The sequence below is a fragment of the Paenibacillus apis genome, assembly GCF_018333295.1.
Classification (GTDB): domain Bacteria; phylum Bacillota; class Bacilli; order Paenibacillales; family Paenibacillaceae; genus Fontibacillus; species Fontibacillus antibioticophila.
The window spans coordinates 60,705-79,181 of sequence record NZ_BORS01000014.1 but is presented as its reverse complement, the minus strand read 5'-3'; the positions used below and the strand labels follow the sequence as shown (position 1 = coordinate 79,181).

Sequence of the window (18,477 nt, the reverse complement as noted above, 5' to 3'; positions counted from 1 at the left end):
ATCCTCGCTGGGTATCAGTTTTTCTTCAGATAGATATGATAATTGCCATCCTCTTCAATAATGCCGAGAAATTCGGCTAACTTGTTCATCTTTACAGCAGCGGGGATCGTCTTCGTGGCGATCGTATGGTCGGTCACCTCAACGACAATTTCGCCAGGCTCGGCTTTCTTCAACCCCTTCAATGCCAAATCCAGGGTATGGGGGCATACCTCCCCGATGGCGTCGATGACATGGTCTTTTTTCAACTTGCTCAAGTCTTCTTGGGTATAGCTCATTTCGCCAACTTCCTCTCCAGATTTTTCATAGAAAATGATGTAATGACATGCTCCAGCCCGTCAACAACGTCCGCCTCCCAAGCCAGCATGCCTCCGGCATAATTGTGCACCTTCTGAATACCTTCCGATTGAAAGTATTTGGAGACCTCAAGGCTTCTTCTGCCGCTACGGCAAACCAGGATATATTCCGCTTCTTTGTCGAACTGGTCGATAAGCTCCGGAATTTCTCCCATAGGGAGGAGCGGAATGCCCGGAATATGGGCTTCCTGGTATTCCTCGGGCTCGCGAACATCGATGATATAAATATTCCGCTGCTCCGGATCATTCCATATTTCTGCGAGCTCTGCGGCACTTACATGGGAGACTCCTTCAATGGTTTCAGGCATTGCTGTTCGCAACTCCTCTCTTATATTTCAATATCTGTATCCGCCGAGTTCCCCCATTCTGCCCAGGAACCTTCATAAGGTCTGATATCCGAATAACCGAGCAGCCGAAGGGAGAAATAGGAGTGGGAACCCCGCACATTCGTCTGGCAGTATGGAATGACTGTTTTATCTTCCACAACGCCAATCGCCTCAAACTGCTGCTTCAATTGCTCATAGCTTAAAAATTTCTCCAGGCCTTCTTCGTTCTCGGCTACCGCCGTGGTCCATTCCTTGTGAACCGCTCCGGGAAGATGACCGCCTCGTTGATTTTCTCTCAAATCAGTGCCTTCATATTCCTCTGCAGAGCGCGTGTCGAGAAAGACGACATCAGCTGTACCGATCGCTTGCTCCACCTGAGCTTTTGTGGAAACGAGATTCTCGTTGGCTTTGGCTACGAAGTTGCCCTTTTCCGGCGCGGCCGGATCGATGTCGATATCGTGCCCCTCCGTCAACCATGCGGCATAGCCGCCGTTCAGCACCTTTACCTGATCCTGCAGGCCATAATATTCAAGCGTATAGAAGACGCGCGTTGCGCTCAGGGCGTTGCCGTCATCATAGACGACAATCGTCGAATCCTGATTGACTCCGGCATTCTGGACGACTTCCGTATACTTATCCTCCGGCAAAATAAAGCCGGCAATCTCATTGTCAGAGTCATTCAGTTGCCCGCTGCTCAACGATACAGCTCCCGGAATATGGCCTTCCTCGTAGCCCTTAGACCGGGCATCAATGATCACTACGGCGGGATCATTCAGATGCTCCGCCACCCAGGAGACATCCGCCAACAGATGGGCATTCGGATAATCAGAAGGAGATTGCGTTCCCTCATCACTATCCTTCACCTGGCTGTCATTTGTGCGGGAAGCATTCACGGCGCTTGAGTTCGTGTCTTCTGCCACAGAATTTCCGCCGCTGTTGCAAGCCGTCAGGACCAGAATAAATGAAAATACAAGCAGAGCTAAGCTTGTATAGCGACGGTTAGTGTTAGTTTTATTCATGTAGCCTCTCTCCTTTTACTTTAAAATTTTGTATTTCAAGCTTGATTTAACTTGATTTGAAACATATACTAGCATTATTCCTATCGAATAACAATGATTATTTTTAGCGAACTATTTTTACCGATTGTACAATGAGTTTTATACACAAGGAGAGTATAATTATGCAGATTGGACGAACTTCAAATATGGGCCGGAAATGGCTGATTTATTGGAGTGTATTAGCGTTGTTTAGCGCCATCCTTACGTCTTGCGCACTGGAGACGAAAGAAGAGGCTGAAAAGAGGTTGAGGGACACTGGATCAGCAGGAAAGCTGACATCCGTACAGTTCTATGTTCCTGTGGAGAATGAGAATAAAGTTGCTATCGTAGATATAGCTGATGCCTCTGTCGTTGGAGAGATTGAGGTTGGCGAAGGACCGATGAATACGGTCTTTTCCAGTACTATGCGGCAGGCCTATGTGACCAACCATCTGAGCAGTACGGTTTCCTTTATCGACACGATGAATCTGAAGCAGACGGCAGAGGTAGAAGTCGGGCCCATGCCTCACGGGCTCGTGTTGTCACCGGATAACAAGACTCTCTATGTCGCTACGGTGGCCGATCAATATCTTTACGTTCTGGATACCCAAAAGGCAGAAGTCACGCAAACCATCGACATGGGAGAAGGCGCCAAGACAAACTATATTGCCTCTTACGGCAAAACGATTTATGTCAGCGACCATGAAAATGACAAGGTTTATATCGTCGATATGACGAAAAACTCCTTGGAGCGAGCCCTTTCTACAGGAAGCCTGCCCCGCGCAGTCAAAGTGTCTGGCGATGGCAGCAAGCTCTTTGTTCCGACCGCGAATGACGGCAATCTGGAAATCTATGATACGGCTACGGGAGAGCTGCTTCAGGTCATAGCCGCTGTGGAAGGAGCAACGGATATCGTCATTACAGAAGACGAATCTGTAGCAGTAATCAGCGGTGTGGAGGGAAATGCAATAGCCTTCCTCGATTTGAAGGAAGGCCATGCGCTTGCTATTATAGAAGACCTGCCGGGAGCCAAGCATCTGGCCTTCAACCGGCTGGAGAGCAGGGTTTATGTTACATTAAGCGAATCCGATGAAGTCGCTGTGATTGATATGGAGAGCCGCAAGGTGGAATACAAGCTTGAAGTAGGCGTACGCCCGCACGGCATTCAGTTAAAGGCGCTTCCCGGCATTGGCGGCAGCTGCTAATATGGGGGGGGGCCATTAAAGCCCCCTCCCCGCTTTATTCGGTCTGCCAAATGCGCGCTCCCCGTCTTAACTTCAGGCGCTTGTAAAGCTCTGGCAGTGCGACCCCGAGCAGCACCAGCAGAACCCCGAACCACTGGATCAGGCTGACATGCTCATGCAGCACAACACTGGATAGCATTACCGCAACCGGCAGCTCTGAGGCGCCAAGGATGGCGGCCATACCCTCTCCGGTATGAGGAACACTAATGGCGAACAGCAGCGGCGGCAGGAAGGCGCCGAGCAGCCCCAAGAAGAAGCCGTAAGGAAGCAGACCCGAGAACAAGGTTCCATCAAATAGGAATGTCGGCGGGAATAAGATAAATACAAGCACCATACCCCCGCTGATCATCCAGCCGCTGCGGTACACCGGATTGGCATTCGGAACCGCCTTTCCGCTTAACAGAACGAATAAAGAGTAGCTGACGGCTGCCAGAAGTCCGAATACGATTCCCCGCCAGTCATAGCCCCCATCCATGCCCCGCTCAAAGACACCTGCTGCAAGCAGGGTTCCAACGAACAGAACGAGCAAGGTGAACATGACGATTTTTTGCGGTCCTTTGCGCTGAATCATCGTCTGAATAAGCACGCCCATCCAGGTGAACTGGAACAGCAGCACGATAGCGAGTGAATTCTCAATATAATGCAGAGATTGATAATATAATAGCCCGGTTACCGCCGTGGGCGCACCGGCTGCAAGCAGAATCAACCGCTTCTTCCACGTTAATGCCTCTGTAGTACGCTGAACCGCCGTATTTGAAGCAGCCCGGCTTCCTAATCGTTTCTCCCTTAACTTGACGACCAAGACAAGCAGCCAGATCAGAACAAATCCGGTCAGAAGCTGACTTCCCACAACCTCGCCAAGCGAATATCCTTGTCCATAAGCCTTGGTGACAATCGTTGACAGCACGCCATAACTGATTGCACCTGATAATAAAAGCAGTTTATTTTTCATTACCTGTTTTGTCCTCCTTGATGACATAATGGCATAAGTCCCTCCGACCAAGAGATAAGGCTGGACGCAAAAAAACTTCCTTACACGGAATATTGATCGTCCATCGCTTCTCGATCAGATATTCGTAGTAAGGAAGTATAGGCTTCCTGTAGAGACCCCCGCCCCTATCTTTGGCAGAGTTATACGAATGAAAATTGTTATGCTTAGCTTTCAAACCAGCACGTCATATTATGCAACAAGTATCAGCGCTAGTCAAGCGGTTGGTATAATTATCATTCGCCTTCCGGGCCATTTAGTAAACAAACCGATTACGTAATGTTCAAATAAGCCTTCAATATTTCATCCAGCTTGAGCCGTGAGGTATCCGGCACCAAATAATTCGCTTCATGCAGAAATGCCGGTGCGCCAACTCCCACCGAGAACATCCCGGCCTGATTGATCGCCTCGATCCCCGCCTCGGAATCCTCTACGCCGATGCAAGCCGCATAAGGAACACCCAGAACATCGGCGGCATTCAGGAAAGTCTCCGGATGAGGCTTGCCAAAGGCAATGCGCCCTGGGTCCACAATATACTCGAACGCTTCGGTAAGTCCCAGCTTGTCCAAGACGAAGGTCGCATTCTTACTGGCCGATCCCAGAGCGATTCGCAGCTTGCTTGCCTGAATCGCCTCAATCAGTTCCGTGATTCCGGGAAGGATATCGCTGGGGCGAATCGCTTCAATTAGCTCACGGTAATGATTATTTTTTCGAGTCGCCAACTGCTCCTTCTCCGCATCGGACAGGCTTAGGGGACGCGGGCTGGCGGACAGAATCCGTTCCAGCGATTCCAGCCGGCTCACTCCCTTAAGCTGCTCGTTCAGTTCCCTGTCCACGGGAATACCAAGCTCTTCTCCAATTTGCTTCCAGGCCAAATAATGAAATTCGGCGGTATCCGTAATGACTCCGTCCAAATCGAAGATAAAGGCTTGCGGCTGCATTTTGTTACCCCCCTCTTCCTTGTTCAAGCCATTTCCGGCTTAGCTCCACCCAGGCTCCCAGGCTTAGTTCTTTCACTTGGTCCTCGGGCTTAACGGTGGCATCGCCAAGTGACATGCCGTGAGGTCCCTTCTCGAACAGATGCAATTCACAAGGCACTTGATGCTCATGGAGCTTAGTGGCGAGTCCAAGCAGATCCGTTGGCAGAATCACCGTATCCTCATAGGTTCCCCAGATAAAGGTGCGAGGAGTGTCGCCATTTACAAGGGGTAGAAGATTAAGTGACTGCTCCTCTTCCTCAGTGAGATTCTCCTTGCCCATCAGGATTTCCCGAATATTCGGGCCACGGAAATCCGGCATCAATCCCTTGTCCATCAGCTCGATGAGGAAGGGAGGAGTCTCTGTCGAACGCGGCTCCAAGGTGACCGCGGGATAACCCAGAATCAACTGATTGGGCTTGATCTGCTCCGAAGTCAACCCGATTTCTTCCGTGATCATCGCATTATGGTAGTGAACCCCCAGGCTTAGGGCCAAATTGCCCCCGGCCGAGAAGCCGGCCACGGTAATATCATTCGTATCCACCCGCCACTCGCCAGCCCGCATCCGGATGATGGACATCGCTTGAGCCAACTCGCGCAAGGCGGTTGGGAACGGATTGTCAATTTTAACCGAATACGTCAGGACAAAGGCATGGTAGCCCATTCTGGCAAATGCCAGCGCCACCGGCTCTCCCTCATTTTGAGAGATGAAGGCATAACCTCCCCCGGGGCAGATCAGAATGGCCGGACGAAGCAAGCCTTTCCGGTCATACTCCCCGTCCTGCTGCACGTAAGTCGTCAAGGTTGCCGAGGAATGTTCAAACAGTTGTATCGTTTCATGAATCACATGAGTTCCTTCTTTCTATAATCGAGTATCCCATTTTCCGCAGAATGGATCTACAGGACTCTTGCCCTTGAATGCCGACTTCCCTGTCAGCTTGCGAACCAGCAAAGGCAAAGTATAATCGTTAACTCCGTAGGTATTAATAAAGGTCTTGACCCGAGGAACATCCAGCAGATGATATGGATTCTCTGTCGAAATAAAGATCGTCGGGATGGACTGCATATAGATCGGCACATTAATCCCCATCGGGTTAATCCATTCAATGCGCACGGCGGTCTGGTTCGATTTGGTCGCCAGATTGCACAGGTAGAGGATCAAATCGTAGCGATCCTGCATGTCCTGGAACGAGCCTTGAAGTCCTTCGTAAATGCCGCTGGGCTCGAAGCGCGTCACCTCAAAGCCCTCCGCTTCCAATAATGGAATGAAGGAAGCGGCCAGTCCGCTTGATTTGTTGTAGCCCAGGGCATTGGCTTCACTTTCGATATCATAGAGCAATACCCGCTTGAAGCGCTGGCTGGTGATAGGCAATACGCCCTGCTCCTCCTTCACGAGCGTGATGGATCGATCAGCCACCTGCTCGGCGATATTCAAATGGCGCTCATGTCTAAGTGTGTTCTCCGCCGTTTCCGGCGAGGGGATATTATTGGACTTATGCAGAGCTAGCGAGGCCTTCAACCCGAGAATACGCAGCACCGCTTCATCCAGTCTCTCCGCTGACAGCAGGCCATTCTCCAGCCCCTGCTTCATGAAGGCAACGTCCTCGTCCAGATTCTTGGTGAACAGGAACATGTCGCACCCGTTCTCAATCGAGCGCGGAACCAATTCATTTCTCGGCATCGGGATATTCATCCCCGCCATGGTGGTGGCATCGGTCAAGATCAGGCCATTGAAGCCGAGCTGCTCCCGAAGCAATCCAAAGAGCAGTTCCTTGGCCACCGAAGCCGGCAATATTTCCTCGTCCTTCAGCGATGGATCAAGCTTCTTGGAGTATTCGGGCAACGCGATGTGCCCGATCATGACTGTCTTGGCTCCCTCGTCAATCAAATGACGGTAGATGCTGCCGAAGCTGCGGTCCCATTCCTCTGTAGTTAGTGTATTGACGGAGGTCACAAGATGCTGATCCCGTTCGTCTACACCATCCCCGGGGAAATGCTTGATCGAGGTCGCTATCCCCTGCTCCTGGGCTCCCCGGACATAGGCAGCACCCATAGTTTTTACCCGCTCCGGGTCACTGCCAAAGGTTCGGGTATTGGTAATCGGATTACGGAAGTTATAATCCACGTCGACCACAGGGGCAAACGCATAATTGGCGCCAACGCTCTTCCCTTCCAGGGCACAGATTTCTCCAAGTTCGTAAGCCATCTGAGGATCGTCGGTTGCGGCAACCGCCATGTTGGAGCCAATCTTCGTCCCATCCTTGGTGATGCCTTGGCCTCCGGCCTCCAGATTGGCTGCGATCAACAGCGGAATTCTGGCGGCAGATTGCAAGGTAGAGACGGTGGCCATCACACTCTCCTTGTCCATCGAACGGCACATCAGCCCTCCTATGCCAAGCTCTCCCGCCAGCCGGGTCAGAAATGGCTCGTCCTGCTTATATCCAACCATGAAGAACAACTGTCCGATTTTCTCATCGGTTGTCAGCCCCTCGAAGGTAGATATCACCCATTGCATATCCTCATCCTGTAAATTAAACGGCTTCTGCCGCAACAAATTGATGTCCATTGGCTTATCTCTCTCCTCTCCAGATGCTCGTCCTCTCTATGCGCTTGCCTTTCTCCCTGCCTTGGTTCGGTTAAGATAGGTGCGAATGCGCTCCTGATTAGTCGTATAGGCCATGAAGACCACAATGAACACCCCGATAACCACGGTTTGCAGGGAACTGTTGATGCCCATAACAACCATCCCGTAGGACAAGGCATTCATCCCCAGCGCCCCTGCAAAAATGCCCAACGGCAAGTTTGTGAATTGCGCAAGGTGCAGACCCATCAATACCGGAGCCATGGAAGAGAACATCAAGGCGGTGGAGCTGAGATTTCCGGCTGGCGATACTAAGACGGTTGAGGCGTTGATAACAGCCGAGATGCCAAGAAGACCCCCCACGACCAGATAGGTCAGCAGAATATTCTTCTTCTCCTTCACGCCCATGTTGACCGCAAGCCTCGGATTGGCGGACAACGATCTCGTATCATAGCCGAATTTAGTGTGACCCAGAAGGTAATAGAACGACACCATCACCACGGCCAGCAGGATATAGATCCATGGGGATCTGGCAAAGATCGTCAGGTTGGCATGCATGAATAGCTGTGTCCCCGAGCCCCCGTAGACCACGCCGGATATCGCTTCATACATCATCACCACGCCAAGCGAGACAATGATGGTAGGCACCCGGATCCACACATAAAGGAGCCCTTCAAATAAACTCAGCAAAATGGCAACCGCCATTGTAATTGCAAGCAGCATCACCGGACCCAGCCCCAGGTCAATTGTCAAATTACTGCCAATGATGCCGGCAAGCATGATAATGATCCCTGGCGCAAAGTCCCATCTCCCTCCGGATAGAGGCAAGGCAATCGCGTAAGCCGTAATTGTTGTCAGCACACTGCCCCGCACAATCCGGTCGAAGGCACCGAAGGATACATATCCTGTCTTGCTCATGAGCAGGGTTATAATCAGAATGCTGAGATACACAGCAATCGGAAACATGAACGTCTTCAGCAGATTCACTGCCCATTTCAACATTGAGGCTTGCATAGTTTCACTCCAATATCCGCTTGCCCGTCAGACTTCTTTCCCAAGCAAGCAAGGTTTAATTTCTAGCCGCCTTAATCTCGGCAAGCGTACGGTTCGTCAGCTCCTGCAACGATTCCCAAGTGGCTGCGTCATTGTACGTCAGCATGACGTTCTTCAATTCCTCTGCCGTCACAGGACCTTGAGATTGATCCTCAGGAATCACGTATTTCTTGAAATCCTGCACCTCTTCGATGGAAGTCATGGTGACATAACTGATATAGCCGTTGGCCTTCCAATCCGTATACGTCTTGCCATTCAGCCGATCATAGAGCTGGGCGAAGGAGCCCGCGATAAGCTGACCATAGTTGTTTGTTCCGGCCATCAGCACCTTGCCGCTGGCAAAGCCATCCTCCGTGCTATCGTTATAACCAAGCGCCAGCAAAGGAATATCCGGCTTCGTGCTGTTAAGAATGGCTGGATACACATAATCCATACCGGAGCCCAAGCCTACAATGGCATCGACCTCGGGATGATCGGAGATCACCTTGGTCACGGCATCGGCCGCATTTTCCGGAGCAAAGGAATGGAATTCTGTCGGATACACGGTTACCTCTCCTTGCGTATCCAATTCGTTCATCTTATCCGTAAAGCCCTTGATAATGGCTGGAGCGTCGACAAAGGCAAACTCCAGGAACGACGTCATGCCGATATGCTTCGCCCCGGACGCATAAGCTTGTTCCGCATACTTGGCGCCCAGTTCCTCAGGATTCTCGCCAAATTGCTTGATCCCGCCGACAAAATAATCACTGGATACGTTCTCGTCCACCTCACCCAGAGCAACGACATAATATACACCCGCTTCTTCCGTCAGGCTGACGCTTTGCTCCAGCGCGGTATCATAACCGCTAATGATCGCATCCACGCCGGAGGCAAGCAGGTTCTCCAGACCGCTGATATGTCCTTCTTCACTAGGCCCTACAGTTGCAAAGTTGAATTTCACATTGAAATTCTTCTCCAGATACGAGCAGTAGGCTTTAATTTGCTGTCCTTGGATATCGGTATAATTGTAGAGCATGACTCCAATAGTATAATTGTCTTGCGCCTTGCCGCCTTCATTGCCGTTTGCGCTATTGCTGTTCGCACTATTACCGTTTCCGCCGCAGCCGGACAGAACCACACTGAACAGAAGCATCAACGCTGCCAAAGAGAAGATCCACTGTTTTCTTTTCATCTGAATGTACCCCTTTTCTTATCTATTATTGTTGTTTATCTCGGCATGACCTCAGTGGCCGGTCTCCGCAGAAGCAGGAACACGACAGCGAGGAAAATCACACCCTTCACCAGCGATACCACCTCAGGCGGAACGCCCACCATCACCAAGCCGTTGTTCAGCAATACTAATGTAATGCCCCCCACGAAGGCCGAGCTCATTCTGGAGCGGCTGCCCCCGTTGAGCGCCATGCCGCCCAGGATCAGTGCGACGATCACATCCATCTCCAGCCCCATCCCGGTATTCTCGCTAATGACCGCCGAACGGGACAAAGAGAGAACGGAAGCGAAGCCCACCAGAATACCTGCCAGCAGATAGGCAATCACCTTGGTTCTCTTGACTCGCACACCGCTCTGGGACGCGGCCAGCGGGTTATCGCCTATCGCTTTGTTTTGCTTGCCCATTTTCGTCAAATGAAACAATACATAACCAACCACGCCAACCAGCACGATAATGGTCATAATCAGGGGCATGTTTCTCCCCAATTCCCTTAAAGGCTTGGCATCCGCCAGAGCAATCTTGGTCACAGAGGTTGACACCTGATAGGTGACGATCCCGCGGGACACAATCATGATCGCTAGTGAGGCAATTGCGGCCATGAGGCCAAACTGGTTGGCAATCAGCACATTGACCATATAACAGATGACCGATACCAATACAGCCACCAGAATGCCTAGCGCAAGCGGCGCCCCTGCATTCATCGTGTAGATAGCCGCCATCGAGCTTAACGCCAGCACCGCCCCTACGGAAATATCCATCCCGCCATGCGAGAAGATGAAGATCATGCCCACCGTTATCGTAAATAAAATGACCAGCTGCTTGAGTATTGTTCGAACGTTGAACTCAGATAACAGAGCTCCATCTGTCATGAGCGTAAACACAAGCAATACGAGCGCCAGTCCGGCATACTGGATCAGCGTATGTTGATGCTTTTTGAAAAATAGTTTCATGGTTGTTTCTCACCGCCTTGCCTAAATCATGTAGTCGATCAGCATAGATTCGCTTAAATGCTCGTCCCGCCGGAATTCCTTATTGATTCTCCCGTCCTTCATCATCAGAATCCGGTCGCTCATCCCGATTAATTCGGGGAGCTCCTCCGAGATAATCAAGATCGCATAGCCCTGCTGCTTCAGCGAGTAGAGCAGCTGATACATCGTCGTCTTCACGCCAACGTCAACGCCGCGGGTTGGACTGTCGAGGATCAGAATTTTGGAATCGTTGCCGATCCATTTACCGAAAGACACCTTTTGTTTGTTGCCTCCCGACAATTCCCCTACCCGCTGATTCATCCCGCTGGCCTTGATATTCAGCCCCTCGATCTGCTTACGGGCGAACTTCTTCTCCGCTCCAGGCAGGACGAGACCGAATTGAGTCAGCTTCCCGAGAGCCGACAGTACGAGGTTCTCTTTGATTGAGGCTTCCATGATCAAGGTCTCCCGGTCCCGGTCCTTGGACACGTATCCGACCCGGTTGGCAATCGCAGTCTGAACATTTCTTACCTTGTTGGGATATAGTTCTCCCCCGGCCTGCTTCCCGTGCCCGTATACGATAACCTCTCCCTGATCGGGCTTGAGCTCACCGAAAATGACCTTCCCTACCTCATGCATACCGCTGCCGGACAATCCGCCGATTCCGAGAATCTCACCTTGATACAGATCAAGATGAATATCGTGAAGCATGTCCGTATGAACACCCTTCACTTGAATCATGGCCTGCTCTCCACGCGAAGCAACATCATCACTTCGATAGTAGTCCCCCTCGATCACTCTGCCGACCATAGACTGCTTGATATGATTCTCTTCAAAGTCTTCGCGGTCAATTGTCGTAATTAAATCACCGTCCCGCATGATCGTCAGCGCATCGCAGACCTCCATTAACTCGGGAAGGTCATGGGAGATAAATAAGACTGCTTTATTCAGATCACGCAGCTTGTGCATCAACCGATGAATCAGAAGTCTTCCGTCATGCGACAATGCGGTGGTCGTCTCGTCTACAATGAACAATTCCGGCTCGTGATATAACGCTCTCGCAATTTCGATCAGCTTCCGCTGCTCGAAGTTCAAGGTGAAGGCGGGCTTCGTTACATCTACCGGACCAAACTCAACAAGCTCCAGCGCCTTCTCCGCTTCCTCAAGCATTCGCTTGCGATCCACAAAGCCTCTGCGCAGGAATCGAGCCTCATCTCCCAGAAAGATGTTCTCCGCAATGGATAGAGGACCGATGGTTCCGGTCTCCTGCACGATCATGGAGATTTTTCTGGCCCGGGCATCCAGCGGGTTCCTGGGAGCATAAGGATTACCCTCGACATAGATGTCTCCATCCGTCTTCGGCAACAAGCCGCTGATCATGGCGGAGATCGTTGATTTACCGGAACCGTTCTCACCGATCAGCCCGCGAATCTCCCCGCGATAAATCTTCATGCTCACCTTGTTCACGGCCAAAACCTCATTAAATCTCTTCACGATGTTTCTGGTTTCTAAAAAAACGGGTTTGTCCATGTCAACCTTCCTTCAAGTACGTGTTGTTCAAAAAGTCGGGTTTTCAGGACCAAGAAGGTTGGATGAAGCTAGGGACTGAGGAGCGGAGCGTACGTAGTGGGTACGTGAGCACCGGAAGTCCCGGGTGAATTCAAGATTCGATGTCGAATCCACTTCTTGAACAGCTTCGTCCTGGGAAGACGACTTTTTGAACATCCTTTTTAATTGATATCGCTTTCTTCCCGTGGCCCAAGTGTAACATGATTGAGAATGAGCGATAACTGCTTCTTTTATCTTCATTAGGGCAATAATTTAACCAATCATAATCGCCAAATCCTAGAAATGCTGACACAAAGTTAAAAATCTCCCCCTTATGAGAGCCGCAGACAACAAAAAAGCACACTTTCTTCTGAAAGCGTCCCGAATCTACTCTCCGAGGATCCTATATCCTGGGAAACTAAATATCTTAGCATAGGAGGGGTTAAAAATTAACTGTACTTTTTGTCATTCATAGAGCAAATATTTAACCTAAATCCCCATTTTCCAACATTTCACTCTTTAGTATTGTGGATTGAATTAATATTTAGTACACTCTGGAAAAAGCATGGAATTAACAAACCAACCATCAAGGAGTGCTTGAGCTTGGAATTTCGCCATGAGATTATCAACTTCCCAAAAAAGCTGCCCATCAAGTTTTTCCTGCACCGGATCGGCAATGTTAGCCGACATTGGCATCAGTCCTTAGAGCTTATTGTAACCATGAAAGGACAGGTCGATATCAATGTCAATAATGTCTCCTATCAGCTAGGCGCCGGAGATCTGATTCTCATTAACTCCAACGAGGTGCATGAGCTGCATTCCGAGGACGCGACCATGGTTGCCTTGCAAATCAAGCTTGAGCTGCTCAAGGAAGTGGTCGTGGATCTCAAGAAGATGTACTTTGACTGCAATACGGCCAAGACAAACCAACCTGAAATGTTCAGGAACATCAAACGGATCGTCGCTCAAATCCTCCAGCATAACATCAATACTTCAGAGTTTATTGATCTCAAGAATGCCTCCCTCGTCTATGAATTGATATACGAGCTATGCACCCATTTCAGCAGTGAGGAACAGGGAGGCACCCGCCAGCCCAAGGAAGCCCTGGATCGGCTGCGCCGCATTCTGGATTATGTGAACAGTCATTACAATCAACCGTTGTCCTTGCAAGAGGTGGCAAAGCAAGAATTTCTGTCCGTTCCTTATTTGTCCAAGTATTTCAAGAAGAAGCTTGGTTTATCTTTCAGTGAGTATTTAAAGGACCTGCGCCTGCACTATGCGGTGAACGATTTGTTGAATGAGTCTTTGACAATCGACAAGATTGCCGCCAAGAACGGCTTTCCCAATGTACGTTCCTTCGTGACGGCCTTCAGCGAGAAATACGGAGAGCTTCCTAGCATATGGCGCAAGAAGCATGCGGAAGAAGTATCGGGAAGCATCGAGACGACCAAGGAGAAGTCCGTCAATTATTATCAGGACGAGCCCCACTCCTATCATGAGGAAATCTCCCTGTTCATCGAGAATAATTTGGGGGAGCCCTTGGTCGCAGCACCACCACAGACTTATTTGCAGCAGCTCTCCACCATATGCCAGGTTGATGTGAACAAGCCGACCGTAGAGCTGAAGCACCACTTCAAGAACTTCATCGGCGTGAGCCGGGTGAAGGAAGTGCTATTTGCCGATGTCCAGGAAGCCTTGCGTACGGCGCAACAGGAGATCGGGTTCCGTTATATCAAGATGCATGGGCTATTGGATGATGATCTTATGGTGTACGGCGAGGATTCTGAGGGGAAGGCCATCTATAATTTCCGGCTCATCGACAAGGCGTTCGATTTTCTGCTGTCCGTTGGACTGAAGCCGTTGGTCCAATTTTCATTCATGCCCGGCAAGCTGGCCAGCGATTTGTCCAAAACCGTCTTCTATGCCAACATGAACACCAGCCCGCCCAAGGATATGGACAAGTGGAACCGTCTGGTCGAGACGCTGACGCGGCACTTGATCGGACGATACGGCATCAGGGAAGTGCGAAGCTGGATGTTCTGCGTATGGAACGAGCCCAGCTCGTCCAATCTGCTATTCGGCTTTAAGCAGGACGAGACGTTCTTCTCCCTCTACAAGAATACCTACGATACGGTGAAGAGCATCGACCCGCTGCTAGCCTTCGGCGGACCTGCCGCATTCTCGACCTACAACAAAAGCGAGGATTGGCTGTTCTCTTTCCTGTCCTTCAGCCGGGATCATGCCTGTCTGCCCGACTTTATCACCGTCCATTATTACGATATCGACCTTGTGCCGCAGAACAACCATCTCAGCATGGACAAGCAGCTTAATCTCAGCCCGGTGACCGATTCCTTCCAGCAATTCATCGACCGGCTTCAGGAGCGGCTTCTGGAAGAGAGCTTGTCCGATCTGCCGGTGTATATGACGGAGTGGAACTCCACCGTATCTCACAAGGACTTGATGAGCGATACCTGCTTCAAATCCTCCTATGTGATCAAGAATATTACCGAAAACTATGACCGCCTGAACTCCTTCGGCTACTGGCTCCTGACCGACATGCATGAGGAGAACCGGTTGCCGCAGCAATTGTTCCATGGCGGGCTGGGCCTATTTACGTATAACAACATCAAGAAGCCGGCCTATCATGCCTTTTGCTTCTTGAATCGGCTTGGGGATGAGCTGGTGGAACGGGGAGAGGGCTATTTCATTACCCGGCAAGGGAGAAATTACCAAATTCTGCTACATAACTACCACCATTATGATGATATTTACGCCAATGGCATCTCAATCAGCATCTCACACAAGGAGCGTTACTCGCATTTTCCCAACAAAACCAAACGTGAGCTTCGGCTGGAGCTTGCCCCCTTGGCCGGGCATTACGAGATCAAGCATTCCATCGTCAACCGCAGCTACGGCAGCGCGTATGATAACGCCTTGAATCTGGGTCAGGCCGCCGATTGGTCCGCTAGCGATGTAGATTACTTGCGTCAAATATCCATTCCCAGGATTGAAAAAGAACTGTGCTTCACCAGCGACATATTAACGATCCACACGGTGTTGGAGCCCTTTGAAATCCGCTTGATCGAAATTTCCGAAATTTATGAGGGGGAGACCTTCCATGTTTAAATGGTTTAGAAATCAGAAGGTGATCGTCAAGTTCATCGCCTTATCTACTGTGATTCTCGTGGCTGCTTTTACTGTTCTGATTAGCTGGAACTTGACGCTTCTAAATAAAGTGAGTATGGACCTGGGGATGCTGGAGGCCCAAAATACAGGACAAAACTTCGCGGATAATCATACCAAAATTGTGCAGAACACTGTGGCCTCACTGGCATCCTTACGTTCCACCTTTCTTGATGAGGTGTCCCAAGGGAATCCTGATCGCCAGCGAATGGTTCGTCTACTTGGAAGTCTGTTGAACGATAACGACTCCGTCAGTTCTATATTTACGGTTTGGGAGCCGAACGCATACGGCAAGGATCTGGACTATACCGCCGACCCGCTGTATGCCGTGAATGGTGGCCGGATGGCAACCCTCGCCATTCGGTTCGATGATGGGCAGATCATGCCTGTCCCCTTCGGCGGCCTGGATACCTTTACCGCCTATGAGCAAGCCAAATCAGAAAAGCAAGCCATCGTCATGGAGCCTTATAATGCCTCCACCGAGGATGGCAATTCCGAACTGCTCACGATGATCGTATTGCCGGTTCTGGATCAGGACGGGCAATTTCTTGGCGTGATCGGGGGCGCCTTCCTTCTCGATACATTTCAGCAATCGGCAGAGCAAGAGCACCCGCTTGGCGGCAATGTCTCTTTGCTGTCCCAAGGGGGGCTATACATAGCCAATGGAGAGAATGCGGAGGATGCCGGGAACTCCTTCCTCGCTTCCGAACATAACCATCAGGTATTCGAAAAGGTACAGCAGGGACAATTGGTTCATCAAAGTATAGATGCCAGCGGCACAGCGATCATCCGGGCGTTCAAGCCTATTCCTATTATCGATGATGAGTTATGGTATGTGCAGACGGCAATTCCTAAATCCGAAATTTTAAAAGCCTATACCGCTAACCGGAATGAATCTGTGGTTATCGGGATTGTAGCTCTGCTACTGCTGGGAGCAGGCATTTGGCTGCTGGCCCGGATCATCGTCATCAGTAATATTCAGCGGATGGTTCATGCCTTGCAGGGCATGGCTAAGGGAGATTTGACCCAAACCGTGGATATCCGGGCCAAAGATGAATTTGGCCAAATGGCGGTTCATCTGAATGAGGCCTCCACTAACCTGCGGCACATGCTGAAACAAACCTCGGAAATCGCCCTCACCGTGAGCGCGACCTCCGAGCAATTGACTTCCAGCGCAGAGCAGACCGCGTTGGCCGCCCAGACGATATCCGAATCCATGGAGATGGCGGCAGAGGGAATGCAGGAGCAGCATAGCGAGGCCTCCCAGGCCGCCAGCATGATGCAGGAGATGACGGAAAGCGTCGGGCGAGTCTCTACCTCGGCCGAAGCCGTATCGGTATCCGCTGAGGATGTTATCAGGCAAACCGAGCACGGGAATCAGGTTGTACAACGAGCCGTTGGAGAGATGAACATGATCTCCACCTCTATGGAAGCTTCCAATGAAGCCATGAAGCGGCTCGGGATGCGCTCCGGCGAGATAGAATCGTTGGTCGGATTGATCTCCGGTATTTCCAACCAGACGAAAATTCTCGCCCTGAATGCCTCTGTCGAGGCCGCCCGTGCCGGGGAGCAAGGCCGAGGCTTCGCCGTAGTCGCTGCGGAAATCCGCAAATTGGCGGAGCAGACGAAGGATGCCGTCGACCTGGTACAAGCTGGGATTTCCGAGATCAGTGCCGATACTGAACAGGCAGAGCAATTGATCGACCGCACCGCGCTTGAGGTTGAGAAGGGACTGATCAGCGTCACAGAAAGCGGGCGGCTATTCTCCTCGATCATGGAAGAGATGAAACTCGTCGGTATTCGTGCTCAGGAGGTATCGTCCGAGGTGCATGACATGTCGACAGGTGCCCTCCGTGTGGCCGAAGCCGTTGAACTGGTGTCCGGCATTACAGAGAAATCGACGTCCCAAACGGCGCAAGCCGCAGCCGCTTCCGAGCAGCAGCTATCCACGATGCAAGAAATCTCGGCGGCTGCGGCTCATCTCAGCACGCTTGTTCAAGAGCTGACGGTTAAGATGGCTCTTTTCAAAGTGTAAAACAAAAAGTCGAGCGAGCTTGGTCCAGTGAACTTGGAACCAAGGCTCGCTTGACTTTGTATGGAGGAACCTCACTAACACATGCACGGACCGCAAGTAAGTCTAGATAAAATAGTACATTTAGTCTCCGCTTGTGAGCCAGAAACTCAAGTTAAGCTTGAAATAGCTGCCACCGACTAAGAAGCTATCGATTCTAATAAAGGTAAAATAGATTCATTTGTATCTGGCGCGTCCGTCAATAGCATTTTATCCTTTGAATCCATTCGCGTCGATGTATCCCTCTCTCACCCAAAATCCGTACATTGTTTGCAAAGCTCGAAGCCGCAACTTTAACCGGGCCAGCGACAACTTTCTATCATCCTTCTTCGGTAATTATCGTTTCTATATCGCTTATAGACGAACGATATGTACTCAACCATACTTGCACATGATGGAAGCAGAGAAAGGGTGTTCTCGTCAATATCCGGATGTGCTTCGGCCAACCATTCACGGAAATAGCGCAATAGCTTTTATAATCCGCGAGAGTCCGGTCCCGAACCTGCACCGCTCGTTTCGCGCTATAGAATAAGTCGAACACCATGTCAAGCGGCATCGATTGCGGATCGCTCACCCGGACAGCGCGATTCATATCGATTCTTTTCTTGCCTTTGCGTGGATCAATCGACATAACAAAAACCCCCTACTTTATCGTAGAGGGCCTCGTATGGATACCGACGCACATCCGTTTTCGCGTCCGGAATGCGTAGCCCTTCCGCTGCCTTACCGTGACATGAGGCTTGCCAAAGGCAATGCGCCCAGGGTCGGCAATGTACTCGAACGCTTCGGTAAGTCCCAACTTGTCCAAGACGAAGGTCGCGTTCCGACTGGCCGATCCCAGGGCGATCCGCAGCTTCCTTGCCTGAATCTCCTCAAACAATTCCGTGATACCGGGGCTTCTGTATGGAAATTTTGATTCCTGTAATCCTTTGCTTAAG

Annotated in this window: 16 protein-coding genes and 1 riboswitch; of the genes, 3 read left to right on the top strand and 13 right to left on the bottom strand. The window is 50.7% G+C overall.

What is annotated here, in order from left to right:
* Positions 1–14 precede the first annotated feature (14 nt).
* Genes KI362_RS19135 through KI362_RS19125 form a run of 3 tightly spaced genes read right to left on the bottom strand, consistent with a single transcriptional unit; the run spans position 15 to position 1,698 of the window.
* Positions 15–275 carry a sulfurtransferase TusA family protein gene (locus tag KI362_RS19135; protein ID WP_049894977.1) on the bottom strand — a complete coding sequence of 87 codons (261 nt, stop codon included), beginning with the start codon at positions 273–275 and terminating at the stop codon, positions 15–17.
* Complete coding sequence (locus tag KI362_RS19130; RefSeq protein WP_301629526.1) at positions 272–661, bottom strand: rhodanese-like domain-containing protein; 390 nt, start codon at positions 659–661, stop codon at positions 272–274. The genes KI362_RS19135 and KI362_RS19130 overlap by 4 nt, the downstream gene beginning before the upstream one ends.
* A gap of 20 nt (positions 662–681) precedes the next feature.
* On the bottom strand, positions 682–1,698 hold the full coding sequence (locus KI362_RS19125; RefSeq protein ID WP_301629525.1) for a sulfurtransferase: 1,017 nt from the start codon (positions 1,696–1,698) through the stop codon (positions 682–684).
* A gap of 161 nt (positions 1,699–1,859) precedes the next feature.
* On the opposite strand from KI362_RS19125, the gene KI362_RS19120 reads away from it, so the two are divergent.
* Complete coding sequence (locus KI362_RS19120; protein WP_301629523.1) at positions 1,860–2,921, top strand: YVTN family beta-propeller repeat protein; 1,062 nt, start codon at positions 1,860–1,862, stop codon at positions 2,919–2,921.
* Positions 2,922–2,955: 34 nt separating this feature from the next.
* Here KI362_RS19120 and KI362_RS19115 read toward each other — a convergent pair whose 3' ends face one another.
* From KI362_RS19115 to KI362_RS19080, 8 genes are all read right to left on the bottom strand, one after another.
* Positions 2,956–3,912 (bottom strand): EamA family transporter, encoded by a 957-nt coding sequence (locus tag KI362_RS19115; protein WP_301629521.1) that lies wholly within the window; start codon positions 3,910–3,912, stop codon positions 2,956–2,958.
* A 105-nt stretch (positions 3,913–4,017) separates the two neighbouring features.
* Positions 4,018–4,119, bottom strand: a riboswitch (purine riboswitch).
* A gap of 101 nt (positions 4,120–4,220) precedes the next feature.
* Entirely contained in the window at positions 4,221–4,889 is a 669-nt protein-coding gene (gene pgmB / locus KI362_RS19110; RefSeq protein ID WP_044480281.1) for a beta-phosphoglucomutase, read from the bottom strand.
* A 4-nt stretch (positions 4,890–4,893) separates the two neighbouring features.
* Positions 4,894–5,772 carry an alpha/beta hydrolase gene (locus KI362_RS19105; RefSeq protein WP_301629519.1) on the bottom strand — a complete coding sequence of 293 codons (879 nt, stop codon included), beginning with the start codon at positions 5,770–5,772 and terminating at the stop codon, positions 4,894–4,896.
* A gap of 15 nt (positions 5,773–5,787) precedes the next feature.
* Positions 5,788–7,491, bottom strand: a complete 1,704-nt coding sequence (locus KI362_RS19100) for a glycoside hydrolase family 3 protein (protein WP_301629517.1) — start codon at positions 7,489–7,491, stop codon at positions 5,788–5,790.
* A gap of 36 nt (positions 7,492–7,527) precedes the next feature.
* A complete protein-coding gene (locus tag KI362_RS19095) occupies positions 7,528–8,508 on the bottom strand; it encodes an ABC transporter permease (protein WP_158297333.1) in 981 nt (326 codons plus the stop codon).
* A gap of 67 nt (positions 8,509–8,575) precedes the next feature.
* Positions 8,576–9,730 carry a sugar ABC transporter substrate-binding protein gene (locus tag KI362_RS19090; protein WP_301629515.1) on the bottom strand — a complete coding sequence of 385 codons (1,155 nt, stop codon included), beginning with the start codon at positions 9,728–9,730 and terminating at the stop codon, positions 8,576–8,578.
* Positions 9,731–9,765: 35 nt separating this feature from the next.
* Complete coding sequence (locus tag KI362_RS19085; protein ID WP_301629513.1) at positions 9,766–10,719, bottom strand: ABC transporter permease; 954 nt, start codon at positions 10,717–10,719, stop codon at positions 9,766–9,768.
* Between the two features lie 21 nt (positions 10,720–10,740).
* Entirely contained in the window at positions 10,741–12,267 is a 1,527-nt protein-coding gene (locus tag KI362_RS19080) for a sugar ABC transporter ATP-binding protein (RefSeq protein ID WP_301629511.1), read from the bottom strand.
* Positions 12,268–12,882: 615 nt separating this feature from the next.
* On the opposite strand from KI362_RS19080, the gene KI362_RS19075 reads away from it, so the two are divergent.
* Both KI362_RS19075 and KI362_RS19070 read left to right on the top strand, forming a co-directional pair.
* On the top strand, positions 12,883–15,411 hold the full coding sequence (locus tag KI362_RS19075; RefSeq protein ID WP_301629509.1) for a GH39 family glycosyl hydrolase: 2,529 nt from the start codon (positions 12,883–12,885) through the stop codon (positions 15,409–15,411).
* On the top strand, positions 15,404–17,503 hold the full coding sequence (locus KI362_RS19070) for a methyl-accepting chemotaxis protein (protein WP_301629507.1): 2,100 nt from the start codon (positions 15,404–15,406) through the stop codon (positions 17,501–17,503). The genes KI362_RS19075 and KI362_RS19070 overlap by 8 nt, the downstream gene beginning before the upstream one ends.
* 355 nt (positions 17,504–17,858) lie before the next feature.
* Here the strand turns inward: KI362_RS19070 and KI362_RS19065 are convergent, their stop codons facing one another.
* Positions 17,859–18,170, bottom strand: coding sequence for a hypothetical protein (locus tag KI362_RS19065; RefSeq protein WP_301629505.1), 312 nt, complete (start codon positions 18,168–18,170; stop codon positions 17,859–17,861).
* Positions 18,171–18,182: 12 nt separating this feature from the next.
* Positions 18,183–18,419: a hypothetical protein gene (locus KI362_RS19060; protein WP_301629503.1), complete on the bottom strand. Its 237-nt coding sequence runs from the start codon at positions 18,417–18,419 to the stop codon at positions 18,183–18,185.
* Between the last annotated feature and the right edge of the window lie 58 nt (positions 18,420–18,477).